Annotated in this window: 15 protein-coding genes and 2 tRNA genes; 10 read left to right on the top strand and 7 right to left on the bottom strand. The window is 59.8% G+C overall.

The annotated features are described in order from the left end of the window. Positions 1-508: 508 nt before the first annotated feature. From IVB22_RS01415 to IVB22_RS01405, 3 genes are all read left to right on the top strand, one after another. Positions 509-1888: a sensor histidine kinase gene (locus IVB22_RS01415; protein ID WP_247515548.1), complete on the top strand. Its 1380-nt coding sequence runs from the start codon at positions 509-511 to the stop codon at positions 1886-1888. A gap of 255 nt (positions 1889-2143) precedes the next feature. Beyond that, a complete protein-coding gene (locus tag IVB22_RS01410; RefSeq protein WP_247515547.1) occupies positions 2144-2824 on the top strand; it encodes a response regulator transcription factor in 681 nt (226 codons plus the stop codon). Positions 2825-3259: 435 nt separating this feature from the next. After that, positions 3260-3418 carry a hypothetical protein gene (locus IVB22_RS01405; protein ID WP_247515546.1) on the top strand — a complete coding sequence of 53 codons (159 nt, stop codon included), beginning with the start codon at positions 3260-3262 and terminating at the stop codon, positions 3416-3418. 137 nt (positions 3419-3555) lie between these two features. Here the strand turns inward: IVB22_RS01405 and IVB22_RS01400 are convergent. Then, a tRNA-Gly gene (locus tag IVB22_RS01400) sits at positions 3556-3629 on the bottom strand. A gap of 420 nt (positions 3630-4049) precedes the next feature. Further along, the gene (locus tag IVB22_RS01395) at positions 4050-4244 is read right to left on the bottom strand and encodes a hypothetical protein (protein WP_247515545.1); all 195 of its coding nucleotides are present in this window, start codon (positions 4242-4244) and stop codon (positions 4050-4052) included. 187 nt (positions 4245-4431) lie between these two features. Between IVB22_RS01395 and IVB22_RS01390 the strand changes: the two genes are divergently transcribed. From IVB22_RS01390 to IVB22_RS01380, 3 genes are all read left to right on the top strand, one after another. Continuing rightward, on the top strand, positions 4432-4827 hold the full coding sequence (locus tag IVB22_RS01390) for a YciI family protein (protein WP_247515544.1): 396 nt from the start codon (positions 4432-4434) through the stop codon (positions 4825-4827). Between the two features lie 412 nt (positions 4828-5239). Beyond that, positions 5240-5452, top strand: coding sequence for a hypothetical protein (locus IVB22_RS01385; RefSeq protein ID WP_247515543.1), 213 nt, complete (start codon positions 5240-5242; stop codon positions 5450-5452). Between the two features lie 262 nt (positions 5453-5714). Continuing rightward, positions 5715-6935 carry an ABC transporter substrate-binding protein gene (locus tag IVB22_RS01380; protein ID WP_247515542.1) on the top strand — a complete coding sequence of 407 codons (1221 nt, stop codon included), beginning with the start codon at positions 5715-5717 and terminating at the stop codon, positions 6933-6935. A gap of 173 nt (positions 6936-7108) precedes the next feature. On the opposite strand, the gene IVB22_RS01375 is transcribed toward IVB22_RS01380, so the two are convergent. Continuing rightward, a tRNA-Tyr gene (locus tag IVB22_RS01375) sits at positions 7109-7194 on the bottom strand. Between the two features lie 203 nt (positions 7195-7397). Here IVB22_RS01375 and rlmB point away from each other — a divergent pair. Then, a complete protein-coding gene (rlmB, locus tag IVB22_RS01370) occupies positions 7398-8225 on the top strand; it encodes a 23S rRNA (guanosine(2251)-2'-O)-methyltransferase RlmB (RefSeq protein ID WP_247515541.1) in 828 nt (275 codons plus the stop codon). Positions 8226-8280: 55 nt separating this feature from the next. Here the strand turns inward: rlmB and IVB22_RS01365 are convergent, their stop codons facing one another. Together IVB22_RS01365 and IVB22_RS01360 are read right to left on the bottom strand one after the other, a co-directional pair. Beyond that, a complete protein-coding gene (locus IVB22_RS01365; protein ID WP_247515540.1) occupies positions 8281-8658 on the bottom strand; it encodes a hypothetical protein in 378 nt (125 codons plus the stop codon). Between the two features lie 39 nt (positions 8659-8697). Next, entirely contained in the window at positions 8698-9144 is a 447-nt protein-coding gene (locus tag IVB22_RS01360; protein ID WP_247515539.1) for a hypothetical protein, read from the bottom strand. Between the two features lie 239 nt (positions 9145-9383). Between IVB22_RS01360 and IVB22_RS01355 the strand changes: the two genes are divergently transcribed. Beyond that, entirely contained in the window at positions 9384-11021 is a 1638-nt protein-coding gene (locus IVB22_RS01355; protein WP_247515538.1) for an alkaline phosphatase family protein, read from the top strand. A 96-nt stretch (positions 11022-11117) separates the two neighbouring features. Here IVB22_RS01355 and IVB22_RS01350 read toward each other — a convergent pair whose 3' ends face one another. Then, a complete protein-coding gene (locus IVB22_RS01350) occupies positions 11118-12872 on the bottom strand; it encodes a PHB depolymerase family esterase (RefSeq protein WP_247515537.1) in 1755 nt (584 codons plus the stop codon). Positions 12873-13471: 599 nt separating this feature from the next. Between IVB22_RS01350 and IVB22_RS01345 the strand changes: the two genes are divergently transcribed. After that, complete coding sequence (locus IVB22_RS01345; protein ID WP_374207426.1) at positions 13472-14224, top strand: hypothetical protein; 753 nt, start codon at positions 13472-13474, stop codon at positions 14222-14224. A 167-nt stretch (positions 14225-14391) separates the two neighbouring features. After that, on the top strand, positions 14392-15303 hold the full coding sequence (locus IVB22_RS01340; RefSeq protein WP_247515536.1) for a lysophospholipase: 912 nt from the start codon (positions 14392-14394) through the stop codon (positions 15301-15303). A 21-nt stretch (positions 15304-15324) separates the two neighbouring features. Here the strand turns inward: IVB22_RS01340 and IVB22_RS01335 are convergent, their stop codons facing one another. After that, complete coding sequence (locus IVB22_RS01335) at positions 15325-15951, bottom strand: isoprenylcysteine carboxylmethyltransferase family protein (RefSeq protein WP_247515535.1); 627 nt, start codon at positions 15949-15951, stop codon at positions 15325-15327.

Raw genomic sequence — 15951 nt, 5'->3', positions numbered from 1 at the left:
GCCGCTGCTCGAAATGCTGCAGCTGCCTTGACCGCAGGCTGAACTCGATCTCGCCTCTGTCGACCGCCTCGTGGTCATTGCAACGCATCCTGCCCAATCGCGCTTCGTCTCTCAGGTGTGCCAAGACCGTGGCTCACGCGGATCGAAACCTGCTCTATGGTGCCATCTGAGACTTTTCGGAAAGCGCCGCTAAGGGGACAAGGTCCCGCGACGTGCGAGGCTCAAGGTCCCGGGCGCAACGAGGAGAAAGGTCCCGATAGAGATTAGGACCAAGGTCCCGAGACATCGTCCGGCTGAGGCGTTCCGCTGGCCGATGGCGCCGGCACCGTTAACCGGCTTCAGGCCGGCAGAGCGTTATTTCGTCGCCCCTGGATGTGCTATTCTTTGTGTTAATTGACGAGCGACGGAAACGAGTAACCCTTGTGAGACCGCACCGTATTTCGCTGTTCCTCGCTTTGCGCAAAGATGCAAAACTATGATTTGGCGGCCTGGCAAGATCGGCGGCTCCATGGCTACTTCGTCCGGACTTGCTCGCAAATTTGTTCTGGCGGCGGCCACTACGATAGCTGTCTCGATGGGATTGCTTGCACTGGCAGTCTCGCAACGGATCGAGGCCAGCATGATGCGAACGGCCACCGAAGAAGGCGCTCGCTTCACCGAAGTCTTTCTCGGGCCGTTGGCTCAAGACCTAGCCACCTCCCGCAGCCTGTCCCCCGAGAGCATGAAGAAGCTGGATGATCTGCTTGCGGGAAAGTCCGGCGAACGCATGATCCTGGTCAAGATCTGGCTGCCTGACGCGACCCTGGTGTACTCGACCAACAAGGAAGCCATCGGCCAGCGGTTTCCTTCGTCTCACATCACCGCAGCCGTCGCAGGCAAGGCGACCGGCGAGTTTGATTATCTGCAAGACGTCGAAAATGCTGCCGATAAGCATCTGCATACTCCGCTAGTCGAGATCTATGCGCCCCTGTTCCGCACAGGGACACAGGAGGTCATCGCCGTTGGCGAGGTATACACTGACGGCAGGACGCTTGCGGCCGATCTGGCCTCGATCAGGCTCACGTCCGCCGGAATAGTTGGTGCAGTCACCGCGCCCATGATGCTGATACTGTTTTTTATGGTCCGTGGTGCGTCAAACCTGGTCAACGGGTACCAGTCAACCCTGATACAAAATGTGGTCGAGGCAAAATACCTTGCCGCACAGAATGACAGGTTGCGCCGCCTGGCAGATGATGCCCGTCTGGAGGCCGCGGACTCCAACGAAAATCTCCTCGCCCGGATTGGACAGGATCTGCACGACGGGCCGATCCAGCTCGTCAGCCTATTGATGCTCAAGGTGACTGACCCCACGGCCACGAAGCAGCTTGAGACCGGACGTGGCAGCGCACATGATCCAGCCATTGAACCTCTGACAAGGCGGATACTAACCGAACTCCGCAATATCTCGACCGGACTCGTATTGCCCGAACTGGAGGGCTTGACGCCAAACGAAATCATCCGTCTTGCGGTGCAAAATCATGAGGAGGTGACGGGGACGATGGTCAGCCGCCAAATTGGCGATCTGCCCGCAGACCTGGCGAGGCCAGTAACCATCTGCCTGTACAGGATCGTGCAGGAGGGACTGAACAACGCGTTTCATCATGGAAAAGCGATCGGGCAACGCGTTGAGGTTTGGGTTGAAGCACAATCGATCGTCATCGTTGTAAGCGATAGCGGCCCGGGAGTTGTCGATAGTCATCGCGAGAGCTCACGCAGCAGAACGGGCCTTGGTATTGCGGGTTTGCGTAACCGCGTAGAAGCGCTCAAAGGCACTTTTGAAGTGATATCGCAGCGCGGCATTGGGACTCAAATTCGCGCAAAGCTTCCAGTCACTTCCACACCCAACTGAAATTGCAATTCTTCCGTGCGGCAATCTTCAGATGCTAACAGCTTGGTGTTGTACTGCGTGCCCGCACGCGCGGTGTAATCTCAGCTCGCCCGTAGGATTACGGTGAGCATTTAAGTCGGACAGCACCCGCCGCCCGCAACATATTAATGGTATATTAACATCGACGTTTACATTTGTCGCTTGATCGACCTATATTTACTGCCCGTGAGTGAATGACGGAATTTTTGTAGCGTTTTTATTTGTAGGAGGCCGATAGTGGTTTCCATTGGTTTAGTAGATGACCATCCTTTGATGATTGAGGGTATCATCACGCTGTTCTCCCGCGCGCAAGGCCTCGAGATATCATCGACCGGTTCGACGGCAAGAGACATCATCGATATTTCGTCACGCTTTCGTCCCGACGTCATCATCGTTGATCTCAGCATGGCAGGCGATGTCTACGAGGCCATTGCAACGTCGATCAAGGTCTCGCCGAACACGAAGATTGTGGCGTTCACTGCCGCGACCGGCGTGGACTCCGCAATCCGTGCTCTCGATGCCGGCGCAAACGGATACGTCCTGAAGGGCAGCAGCGCGCAAGAGCTGATCCAGGCCGTCGAAGCGGTCCGCCACGGCGAGACATACATTACGCAAAGTTTTGCGAGCCAGGTCATCGCAGCATTGCGCAATGCCTCGCTGCGAAGAGTCGCAGCGGAAGCGGTCAGATTCAGCATCCGCGAAGATCAGATCGTTCGACTGCTGTTGCGCGGAAAGACCAATAAGGAAATCGCTATCGCGCTAAAGATCAGCGAGAAGACCGTAAAAAATTACATGACAATTTTGATGCAGAAACTGAACGCTCGAAATCGCCTCGAGGTTGTCATTGCGGCACAGGCGCTTACCGAATTGGACAATTCCGATCGAACCTCACAAGGGCAGCAGCGTCAACTCTCCTGACTCCCTAGCCGGGCGTGCGGAGTTTTGCTGCATCGTCGGCTTGCAGTCGTTCTTTCTCCCCGCAAGACCATTGCTCGTTTTGCGCGCCGTCAACTCGCTTGTATCCACGACGTCGCGCTTCAACGAGATTTCTTCATTGAGAAGATCGCATTTGGCCTGACGTGCGCGCGCGTAACCTGGACTCACGGTGCTTCTTCAGTATCGAGCGCTCGACGACATGGATCTGGCGCGGCGCCCAACTCCTCAACCAGAGCTTTGAGCTCCGAGGCCCTCTGGGTCAGGGAGGCAGCTATCCGCGCGTCGCTAGCCGACTTGGCGAGCTTGAGCAGCGTCTCCACCTGACGCTCGAAATAGTCTCTGCCGATCACGATGGTCGCCCCCACAACTACCGGTCCAGATACATCATGCAGGAACCGGAAATTTATTCCAACCGAAATGTGCAAAGGTGAACATACCGACCTGACCGAGTTCGAACTGATGAAGAAAGGCCAGTGGTCGTCAACCAGGGCAATGGGCAATTACCTGCACGGCAACGATGCCGGCAAGCGCAAGGTGCAGCTGAGGAGTATCGCGAAGCGCGGCACGAGGGTTTGATCGTCGGCACTTGTCAAGGTTGAGGACAGTCTCGACGGCTCGATGCGTTGCGAACAGACGGAGAAGACTTTGTCGGAAGTGGTCAGCCCAGCTTGTCGGAAGTAGCAACCGTTCGCAGGCTAAATCGTTGAAAACATTGGAGCGGGTGAAGGGAATCGAACCCTCGTATTCAGCTTGGAAGGCTGCTGCTCTACCATTGAGCTACACCCGCGCTGGGTTGACCTAACACGCCGTGCAGGCCGCCTCAACCCGCCCCGCCGGCCCTATCAGAACATCCTGCGGGCCGGCCCATCGGCCCGTCCGGGCCCTTAACAGGGCCTGATTCGGTGCCTATATTGATGTTTCCATCAACAATGAAAGGAGGTGATCCAGTGTCTTATACCAAGCGCTGTCACCTCGCTGGGATCGCCCGCTAGGCCTTGAATTTACGGGTCTGGCATCGGGGCGCTCTCAGCCCTGGACCAGCGAGCACAACAAGTGGGGCGCGACGGGAACCATCCCGCCGCGCCTTTTTGTTTGCCCGAAGCTCATTTGCGCTGATGCCCGGCCTGCGAATTCGCTCACACGGAAACGCTCGCGATCGACCCTGCGATGGCGCTGTTGTTTGGCGGTTTTGCGCGAAGGGATGCGATCAAAAGCCGCAGAGATTAACGCAGCGCGGGCTGCGGCGATCTTTGACGATGCGCTCGCCGCCATTGATGGCCGAACTGCCGTAGTAGCGGTGATGGCCGGTGACGTCGTGCCAATCGCCTGCCTGCGACGACGCCGGCTGTGGTGCGCGCAATCTGGCGGCATCGCAGATGATGGTGGCTGGCTGGCGTCGCATGACGGTCTCCTTGAAGGGGGCGCCTTGGTTGGCGTTCTGCTCATCAGTCGAGAACTTGCCGGGCGACGTTCAAGGGCAATCCGATATATCGTGTTTCCGGAATGTTTCGCGCGGCCCATCGGGATGATCCGGGCCGAATCGTCTTTAAGGGGGCAACCAGTCCGGCCAGCCCATCAAGGAGAACCCGATGCTCTACGCCATTCTCGCCTATCACGTCGAAGCCGAGGTGATGTCCTGGACGCCAGAAGAGGATGCGGCTGTTATGACCGGCCTGCTGGCGGTGCATGACCGGCTCAACGCGAACAAGCTGCTCGGGCCCACGGCGCGGCTGGGCGGCACGGCGGAGGCCCGCACCTTGCGCGGACCGGGGAACGGGATGGTGATCGACGGGCCGTTTGCCGAGACCAAGGAGCAGTTGCTGGGCCTGTACGTGGTGAACTGCGACAACGCGGACGCCGCGCTTGATGTCGCGCGCGACCTGCGGCGCGTCAATCCGTCCGCCGTCTACGAGATCCGCCCGATCAGGCTTTATCTTCCCGGAGAATCCTTGCCGGAAACGGCTCAGGAAGGTGGTCAGAGCTGAGGTTTCGAGGCGTTGAGGCATTCGGATCAGGAAGGAATCACTCGCCTAGTTCGCGAGCGGGAACCAGGTCGTCGCGCCGCAGAGTGTTAGGAACCACACCACCGAAATGACGAACAGTAGATCTTCACGAGTCATGAGACGTCCGGACTGAGAGCCGCTTCGTCGGCCCCGCTTAAGGCACTCGCCTAGCAATTGCAGGCAGCACCGTCTTGTGATCGTCGGCCGGACCTTTGCGACTTCACAACCGCCCGTGCTCGCTTTCACAAGTGACAGCAATCCGCGAAATCACGCGGCCGGAACGGAACGTCCTGATCTATCGCCGGGTGCGGTGCAAGAAGACAAGTGATGCCGCGCCACAAGGAGTCGGTTGCATGTTGAAACTATGGGCGAGTGCGGCGCAGGCGACCCTCAAATGAATACCTGCGCTTCCGCCGGTATTGATTTGAATCAACCGGTGCCGCGACGAAGTCTTCCCGAGGGCACGGACATTGGAGAGCGTGATGCCGGTTCGATAAGCGCACTGCTCGCCGATGCGACGGACAAAATTCAGCGCAGGAAGGCTACAGCCACGACGAGCCCCAGCGTCAAAGCGCTCAACACTATTGCTACCACAATTGACCAATGATCCCGCACAACGTTGGTCAGCTTAGCTGACCAAAGCGGTTCCACCTTTGCGTATTTCAGGCACGGTGTATCCAATCCCGGCACCGTAGTTCTACGGAACGGAGTGGAAGCGCCACGGACGAATGGCATAAGGTTGTTTGGCGCGGCTGCATCGGCGGGCCGATCGCGCTGTCGTTAATTTCTTGGCGTTTGATCTAGATCAGGCCGAGCACCGTCCATAGGTCTCGAAATCTGGCTGCACTCTTTGTAACGGAGTTCATCCGATGCAAACCAGGGTCCGAACGCTGATTGCCCTTGTCATAGCGCTCACTTCGTTGGGCGCGATCACCGAGCGAGTGCGCGAAGCAGGCGTGACCGATACTGAAATTCGTATCGGGAACGTTATGCCCTATAGCGGGAGTTTGGAGGTCTTCGGAGCGATCGGAAAGGCCGAAGCGGCGTATTTTGAGATGATCAACGAGCGTGGCGGGATCAACGGCCGCAAGGTGCGCTTCATCTCATATGACGACAAATCCGATCCATCGGCGGCTCTAAGCCTCACGCGCGATCTCATCGAGAAAGACGACGTCCTCCTGATGTTCGGTTCGTTCGGAACTCCGGGGAACTTTGCCGTTCGCGCATACCTGAATGAAAAGCAAATTCCTCAACTCTTTGTCGCCTCCGGAGACGATCATCTGAGCGATCCGTCGATGTTCCCGTGGACCATGGGGTGGCAGCCCTCCATTCGGGAAGAGGGACGCATCTACGCCAACTACATCCAGGCGTTCTACCCCGGAAAAAGGATCGTGGCGCTTTGGCAGAACGATCATTTCGGTCGAGAACTGTTCAAGGGGTTGGAAGACGGGCTCGGTAACATCGCCCGGATGATCAAGGTCGACATCGCCTACAATATCGCAGATGAGCATCTGGACACACATGTATCGATCTTGAAGCGATCAGGCGCCGAAATTTTTGTATTTGCAGGGGTGCCGGCAAACGCAGCGAAGGTCGTCCGGATAGCGGCGGATCTCAATTGGCATCCGGTGTTCATCTTGAATCATATGGCGTCATCGATCGCGACGGCGCCAAAGTCCGCCGGCCCCGAAAAAGCTTTGGGCGTTGTCACAGCCGCCTTCCTGAAGGACGCAAATGATCCGGCCTGGAAGGACGAACAGGCCGCCAGGAACTGGCAGGCATTCATTGAGAAATATAATCGGGCCGGAGGCAAAGACGACACTTCCGCCGTCTTCGGCTACGCCGCCGCCGAGACATTGGCCCAGGTGCTCAAGCAATGCGGCAATGACCTGTCTCGCGAGAACGTCATGAAGCAGGCAGCGGCCCTCAAGGACTACCAAGGCTCCATGCTGCTGCCCGGGATCAAAATCAGCACTGGGCCCTGGAATTTTCGACCGATCAAACACCTGCGGCTAATTCAATTCGACGGCCGCACATGGCAGCCGATCGGCGAAGTGCTTGAAACGGCTTTCTCCAACGCCCAGAAGTAAGGGGCGCGCGTTTAAGCGGGCGGTCGGTGGGAGATTTCAGGGGCAGCGTATTGGGAGCGTTACGCGCGGCAACGGTCCGTCTACGCTTTCGCTACGCTCAAGCTACGCCGGACACGCTCCGACCTGACGGTCTCTGCGTGGCTGCGCCACGCGTAGCCCGTCAGGGCGAAGCGTGGTGGGGGAAGAAGGACTCGAACCTTCGAAGTCGTAAGACGGCTGATTTACAGTCAGCTCCCTTTGCCACTCGGGACACTCCCCCGTCCAACAACATCGCAAGCCAAACCGCTTGGAGGCGGCGGATCAGGCCATGGATGACGTTAATACCGTGAGCCGATGGCGCGCTCCCGGTCGGGCGCGTTTATGGGCGAAGGGGGGTGGCAAAGTCAACCAAGGCAAGCCCCTAAAATCGGCTCTCGAGGCACCCAAATTGCCATATTCGGGCCTCCGTGACACAAGCTCCCCATGAGCGATCGCGACCGAAAACCGCCGTTCCGCCGTGGTGGCGGTAAACCCTTCGAAAAAGGGCGGAAATTCGCCCGTCCGCCGGGCCGCCGGGACCGGGATGCGAACCCTGACGGGCCGGTGATTCTTTATGGCTGGCACACGGTTTCGGCGGCTTTGGCCAACCCGGAACGGCAGATCCGAAAGCTGTTCCTGACCGAAAACGCCGCAAAGCGCCTGGCGGACGAAAATATCGACACCCGCGTTCCCCCTGAAATCGTCCGTCCGAACGCGATCGACCAACGGCTCGGCCCCGACGCCGTTCACCAGGGGCTTCTGGCGGAGGCCGATCCCCTGCCCTCGCCGGATATCGATACGCTGCCGCTGGAAGGCATCGTGCTGGTGCTCGACCAGATCACCGATCCGCACAATGTCGGCGCGATCATGCGCTCGGCGGCGGCGTTTGCGGTCAAGGCGATCGTCACAACGGCCCGCCACAGCCCCGAGGCGACCGGCGTGCTGGCCAAATCCGCCTCCGGTGCACTCGAACTGGTGCCGCTCGTCACCGTGCAAAATCTCGCCCGCGCGCTGACCGAGTTGAACGACCGGGGCTTCATGACGGTCGGGCTGGACAGTGAGGGGATCGAGGATCTCGGCGCGGTAACCCTGCAGCAGCCCCTGGCGCTGGTGCTGGGCGCCGAGGGCAAGGGCCTGCGGCAACTGACGCGCGAGACCTGCAGCGTGGTGGCGCGGCTCGACATGCCCGGCGAGATCAAGAGTCTGAATGTCTCGAACGCCGCGGTACTCGCGCTTTACATGGGTGCGAGTCGATTGGGCTTGATGAAATGAAGACGCCCGCTCGCGGGAAGCGAACGGGCGCCAAAACTTTCAGGATTCTACTGGATCAGTAGTAGCGGCGCAGTACGCGCTGGCCGTAATAGCGCCCGGCGTGGCCGTAGCGGTGTGCGCGATAACCGTAGTGCGGACGGTTGTAGCCATAGCCGTAGCCGGAGATCGAGCCTTCGCGATAGACCCGACGCGGCGCCCAGTTGCCGGGACCGGTATAGGTCGGGCCCTGATTGACGTAATAATACTGCTGCTCCGGATCGGGCAGACGTTCGCGGACCCAGCCGCCGCAGGGATTACAACCCGCATAGCCATACGCCGCGACCGGCGCGACATAGACCTGCGGCTGCCAGCAACCGTTGTAACCGCACGCCATCGCAGGCGCTGAGGCCATGACGGCGACTGCGGCGATCAATCCTTTAATCAAATGACGCATTACTCTCTCCTGTAAGGTGTTTTCGTTGGCTTGATTTTCTTAGCGTGGAAATTGGTGCGGTCGCCGCCGGTAGTCCTGCGGCGCGTAGATGATCTCTGGCGGATCGACGGGTACGTTCGATTGCGCCGGCAGCGGCGCCGACTGCGCCGACCAGGACTGATGATAGCTCTCGGCCGGCTGCGGTAATCTGCGGTTCGCCGGCGGCTCGATTTCCAGCCGCCCGTAACCGGGCATGCGGCCGGCGCTCGGATAATAACGGCCGACGAGCGGAACGGGATCGATATAACGGCCGCCATAGATGGTCGGCTGGACCTGGTTGCCTTGGCCGAGACCCCACTCACCCTCGACCACTGCATAGGAAGCGTCGACACCATTAATGATGATGGGTACGCCGGGACGGCCGGGAATCACGATGTCGAAGCCACCGCCGGCAAAGGCGGCCGAATTCGTCGCGATAAAAACTGCCAATGTGACGCCGATGCGCATCGCTTGGGATCCCGGTTTGCCTCAAGTCCCAATTTAATCCAACACGGCATCGCAGGGGTTAAGGCGGCGGGCCAAACTGCGGGTAAGGCTAACGCGCAGGCATGGATCGCCGTTCAATTGCGAGAAATCGCGCTATCCAAACGTTAACGCCGGGATACCGCTCGATTGTCATTTGCGCGGCGATATCGCACCATCCCACCTTCGCCCGCTCTCTCCGAACTCCAGCCGAAATGCCTGAAATGACGACCAAAACGCCTGCGAAGAACGTGCTCTGGATCATGTGCGACCAGCTTCGCTACGACTATCTCGGCTGCACCGGGCATCCAGTTCTGAAGACGCCAAACATCGACGCGATGGCCAAACGCGGCGTGCTGTTTTCCAACGCCTATGTGCAGTCGCCGATCTGCGGCCCGTCGCGGATGTCGTTCTATACCGGCCGCTACATGCGCTCGCACGGCTCGCACTGGAACGGCTGGCCACTGCGCATAGGCGAACCGACGCTCGGCGATCACCTGAAGAAGATCGGCGTCCGCAACGTCCTGGTCGGCAAGACCCATATGGCGCCCGACCTGGAAGGGCTGAAGAACCTCGGCATCCAGCCCGACTCGATTATCGGCGTGCATGTGTCGGAATGCGGGTTCGAGCCCTATGAGCGCGACGACGGCCTGCATCCCACCGGGCGACCGCGCCCGGCCTACGACAATTATCTGCGCGAGCACGGCTACGATGCGCCGAACCCGTGGGAGCACTGGGCCAATTCCGGTGCGGCTGATGACGGGACCTTGCAGAACGGCTGGCTGCTGGTGCACGCCGACAAGGCCGCGCGCGTGCCGGACGAACATTCCGAGACGCCCTACATGACGCGGCGCGCGATGGAGTTCATTGCGGAAGCCGAGGATGACGGCCGGCCATGGTGCGTGCATCTGTCCTACATCAAGCCGCACTGGCCCTATATCGCGCCGGAGCCCTACGCCAGCATGTACGGGCCGCAGGACGTGCAGCCGGTGATCCGCTCGCAGGAAGAACGCGCCAACGCCCACCCGGTGTTCGCCGCCTATATGGACATGCGCTATTCCCGCAACATGTCGCGGAACGAGGCGCGCGAAAAAGTGATCCCCACTTACATGGGCCTGATCAAGCAGATCGACGACCAGATGGGCGTCCTGATGCAGTTCCTCGAAGCGCGCGGCCTGCTCGACACCACCATGATCGTGTTCACGTCGGATCATGGCGACTATCTCGGCGATCACTGGATGGGCGAGAAGGATCTGTTCCACGAGCAATCGGCCAAAATCCCGCTGATCGTGATCGATCCGTCGGCGGCCGCCCACGGCACGCGTGGCACCGTGAGCGATGCACTGGTCGAGGCGATCGATCTGGCGCCGACCTTCATGGATTATTTCGGCAGCAATCCGCCAGACCACATTCTGGAGGGACGTTCGCTGCTGCCGCTATTGCATGGCGACAAGCCTGCTGACTGGCGCAAGGCGGTGTTCTCCGAATACGACTACGCCATGCAGGACGTCCGCGTGATGCTGAACCAGCCGATCGAGCGCTGCCGGCTGTTCATGGTGTTCGACGGCCGCTGGAAATTCATTCACGCCTCCGGCTTCCGGCCGATGCTGTACGACCTCGAAAGCGACCCGCAGGAATTTGTCGACCGCGGCGCCGACCCCGCCTGCGCCGATATCGTGGCGCGGCTGCAATCGGAGCTGTTCGACTGGGCGCTGCATCCGAGGATGCACATCACCACGCCGAACGCGAAGATCGCCGCGTATGCGGCCCAGCAATTGCAGGTGAAGAACGGCGTGCTGATCGGCATCTGGGACGAAGCCGAGCTCGGGGCGATCAGGGAGAAGATCGGGATGAAGCCGTAAGACTGCGGCCCCATACGTGCGAACGTATTTGACGCCTCCGCGATCGATTTCTTCGCCCATCCCCTGCGCCGCAAGCCGGCGACGGATGTCTCCACCTCATGGGATATTCTCCCGATGGACATACCAATCCGGCGAGGCCGCCTTTCGCTGCAGCGGAAATGGATTGAATTGGTTCGCCGAAAAGATTTCCAAGAAGCCAACATCGCAAGCGCCAAAACCTGTGCTCGGACAGCGCGCGCCGTAAACCCTGAGCCTGCCGGCGCTCATATGCACTTGCCAGTTGGCGGTAACGACCTCCAGATCGCTCACATTCGCACTTGGGCCCGAAACAATGGCGCTTTTTGCGCCCAGAGCGTCGGTTGCTTGAGCCTGCGTCGAATAGGTGCCGGCAGGCAATCCGCACTCTTGATATTGATAACCCGCCTGCCTCAAATCCGCAGGCTTGAAGCCGCGCGTCGCGAGTTGGACCTCCACCTTGGCGACCTGGTCGTCAGGATCTGAGGCGCTCCCGATCAGCGCGATGCAATCGCCGCGGATCGACAGATTGTCGATAGCGACCAAAGGCGGGGCATTGGTCGGCGGCACTCCGACGGCGACAGGTTGGCCCGTCACGCTCGCCGTCAGGCCGTCACTGTCTTTCGCGGTCGCCACTGGCAGGTAATTCGCATTATTGCGCAGATTGTCGAAAGCAACCGTCCAGCCGGTCGTTCCCGAGGCGATTTTTTGCGGCTGTGGGAATTGACCATCCAATCGCACGCTAACCTCCGCGAGCGGCGCGGCCGAAGCAACGGCTGATCCGGTTACGGTTATGGAAGTCCCGGTGGCCGAGGCGGACGTTATGGAAACAGACGGAGGCGGAGTGTCAGCGAAAGGATGGCCTTTGAAAAAGGTCCACTGCAATTCGCTGGCGCTTGGTCCGTTCGGATTGGCGAATTGCCCGCTGTTGTCCCCAACCCAGTAATGCGCGCTGTTAAAGCCGCGATCGCCTTCGTAAAAGACTGTCTCGACGACAGAGCGCCGAGGTAGCCCATACTTTGTGTGCGTGCAGGCCACGCCTCTTGTCGTGCAGTCCGTGCTCGCGACAGGCGCCTGGTTGATTCCATAACGGCCGAGCCACGAATCCCGAATATTCTCCGAACCCGTTACGTTGACCTTGCAATCATTGCGGGCATGGATCGCCATGATCGGGATCGATCGCTGCTCGTCCGGCCTGCTCTGTTCCGCCCGCATGGCGGCGACGACTGCCGAAACCGGCTTGAAACGTCCCTGCAGATTGCAACCGAACAGTGCGACCGAGGACGCAGTCTCCGAATAGGGCAGACCTTCAACGGATCCCGCGGCCGCGAAATATTCGCTGCGTGCGACCGCCAAGTCCACCGCCATTCCGGCGCCTGAAGACAAGCCGGTGACGTAGCGCCGGTTAGGATCGATCTTAAGCGCAGCTTCCACCTCGAGCGCGATCTGGTACAAATCCTCGACCTCGCCTGCGCCTTCATGGATATGCTCGTCGATAAAGAACCCCCAGCAGTTGGTCGCGCGCTGTGGTAGAGGGTCAAAACTTGTGATGAAGGGGTAGACGACGATGAAATTGTCGCGCTCCGCTAGGTCCTTGAACCGGGTCTCGTTGATCATATTGACTTCGGTCTGATTACAGCCGTGCAAGACCATCACCATCGGCACAGGGCTTTGCCCGGTATAGGCCGAAGGGACGAAAACTTGATATTGGCGATCCCGCGACCCTGAGTAGGATTTCTTCAGGAACGATTTCTGTTCGATCCGCCCGGCGGCGGCCATTGTGGTAAATGCGAAGCAAGTCAAAAACGCCAGCACTAAGCTCGACCTTGACAACATTTGATCCTCCGATTTCTCAAACCATCGGCCAGCATCGCGTCGGCACATCAGCCAATTGCTCAATTGCGAGAATGTCCCAGACCGGAGTCAGGTCACGCGTTGCTCGTTTTTTGAATTGCTGCGGCCTGGCCTGAACTCGTAGCCATTCACGTCAGCGACCGTCGCGGTGTCGCTGTCGGATGTGCAGTTCGGTCAGAACTGCGAGACTGAGCTGCCGACCCGGCAACGATACCTTTGGCCTCGATCTCCCCAGACCTTGCTGGTCGTCAGTTGCAAACCTAGCGCATTTTAGGTTCGGGGGCTGTGAGTTAACTCACAGGTTGTATCGAAAGGATTCGAAGCTCGCGTCCGGCTTGACGATAGGAACACCACACCAAAGGGGAAGCCGTCGATGCCCCCGGCCACAAGAGACCGATAGCGGTGGACGAGCCACGCTAAACAGCTCCCGGCTGTGGTCATCGTGGCGCGGAAATGGGTGTTGCGGCGGAGCCACGTCGTGTTGGTAAATTGTGGCCACTCACGCCACATTTATTGCAGTTCCGAGCGCGCGGGCGCTACGGTCGACCGGCGAAACACTTTGCAGCCCTTCGAGGAGCGCAATGAAGCCCTATCGCGGCAATATCGGATCTGTCGGCTGGTCATCGTTTCTCGGCCAGGCATCGTGGCGTCGGCTACACGCGATGGCGATCGCGGTCTTGCTGCTCCTGGCGATCGGCGCAAGCCCCACACAGGCGAGGAATTCCGCGTCGGGAGCCTCGACTGCTCATGTCTATCTGCTCCGCGGCGTGCTGAATATTTTTTCGCTGGGTCTCGATGACATCGCGGCACAATTGCGGGCGCAGGGTATCCCGGTCACTGTCGCGAACTTCGCCTCCTGGTCGTCGCTCGCCGACGAAGCCGCCGCCGGGTACAAGAGCGGCAGGATCAAGACGATCATTCTGGTCGGGCATTCCTCGGGAGCGACCGCACTGCCCGACATGGTCGCCAAGCTGGATCAGCTTGGCGCTCCCGTGAAGCTTGCAATCGGCCTGGATTCGGTGTTTCGCACCAGGCTCTCGGGGCGCGTGGGACGCTACGTAAACTTCTACATCGCCAACGGCAACGGCGAGCCGGTCGCGAAAACCGCGCAATTCCAGGGCAAGCTCGAGAATATCAATGTGCAGGGCGTTCCTGGCGTCGGGCACATGTCCATCGAAAAGAACCGCATCATGCAGCGGAAGGTGATCAGCGAGATCGATGCTGTCGTCTTCGGCCGATCTGCACCATCTTCGGGGGCACATAGGCCGCGACAGCCTGGAGCGGCAAGCGCGGTGCGACCTGGCTCGGCAAACACCGCGGCGGTACGCCAGTAGCGCGGCTGGCTCGGTTCCGGGGCCGTCGCCGAAGCGACGAGTGCCGCAAATTCTGCCGATTCCTCGACGATAGATTACCCGTAGAGCCGCTGGGTGGCGTTGGGATGTGCATGTACGCCCAGAATCGCGGATGGAATCGCATGAGCAGTCCGACGCAGGTTGCGGCCGTGGTGATCTGGGCGGCTCTTTCCGCCTGCATTTGCTCGCCGAGTTGCAATCTGGCACTCGCCGGGCCGGTCGCACGCTCGACCAATGCTGCCGCGACGACCGCCCCTGTCGCGCCGCCAGCCGCGACCCAGCCGCAGGCGCGCGTCTACCTGTTCCGCGGCGCGCTCGGGCCGATCTTTTCGCGCGGGATGGACCATCTGACCAAGCGCCTCGAAGAAGCCGGCATCCGGGCCGACGTCTACGAATTCACCATTTGCCGGCTGATCGCGGATCAGGCCATCCGCGATTACCGTGACAATGCCGCTCCGATCGTCCTGATCGGTCATTCCATGGGCGGACTTTGTGCCCTGACGTTCGCCGGGATACTGAAGGCCGAAAACATCCAGGTTAGTCTGGTGGTCACCATTGATCCGGCCCAGGCAAGCCCGAAGGTGCCGCTGAACGTCGAGCGTTTCATCAACATTTTCCTGTCCGACAGCGTATTGGGCGGCGGCGATGTGGTGGCCGAGCAAGGCTACCAGGGTCATTACGCAAGCTTCGACTTGAAGCAGCACGAGGAAGTCACCCACATCAACATCGACAAGCAGGATTCCATCCACGAGCAATTGGTGACAGCGATTGCGCAGCTCGCGACGACGCCTTTACCGCCCAAGGGAGAGGCGCTGCCGCTGCGCTACATCGTTCCTCCCGATGCCCCGCTTGAGCTGTGGGACAGTGGCACGCCGCAATCCGCCCGTTCGGGCGATACCTTGCAGCGGCTCGCGGCATCTAACCATGTACCGCTGTGGTCACTTACACAGGTCAATCAGTATTCAGAGAGTGCACCGCTCACACAAGGCCAGCGCGTTTTGGTTCCGCGCCGTATCGCTCCGCCTGTCGCGACATCAGCGGCGACGCGACCGAAACGGTAGCTTGCAGGGTATTCTGCGGCGTCAGGTGGGCGGCAGGAACGGAATCAGCATCGGAACGCGACGGCAATACGATCCATAGGCATCCGCACCGAGTTCAGCCGTGAGGAAGCCTTCTTCCATGCGGGCCTTCAACGACATCCCGAGCGAGATCAGCGCCGCACCCAGCATCGCTGTCACTGTTCCGACCGCGACACCCGTCACCAACATCCCAAAGATAAGCCCCGTATAGATCGGGTGGCGCACCAGCCCGTAGGGGCCGGTATCAATGACCTGATGGCCTTCCTTGTGCGTGATCGCGTTCGACCAGAAACGTCCGAGATGAATTCTCGCCCACCATGTGAACGAGATCCCCGCAAGGACAAGGCACGCCAGCGCGTAGATGCCAACGCTGCCGAACTGCCAGAGCGGCTTTTCCCCCAGAACCTTGCCGGTCAATGGCAAGAAAAGAATTGCCCCTGCGAGAATGGGGAAGCGGTATTTGAGCGAGTCCCAGGTCATCACGTGTTTCTTGGTTTGACCGGACCAGAACGACGCCAAAACCCAACTGATGACCCACAAAATCCAGATGATGGCGAGCAACTGTGTGGGCCATGTAGTGGTCCAGCCACTCAAGGCGAAAGTGAACCATTGACCAGGATCGTTCAGCAT

This window comes from Bradyrhizobium sp. 190 (assembly GCF_023073415.1).
GTDB lineage: Bacteria > Pseudomonadota > Alphaproteobacteria > Rhizobiales > Xanthobacteraceae > Bradyrhizobium.
Note: the sequence above shows the minus strand (reverse complement) of the source record. Positions and strands in the feature narration are given on the sequence as shown.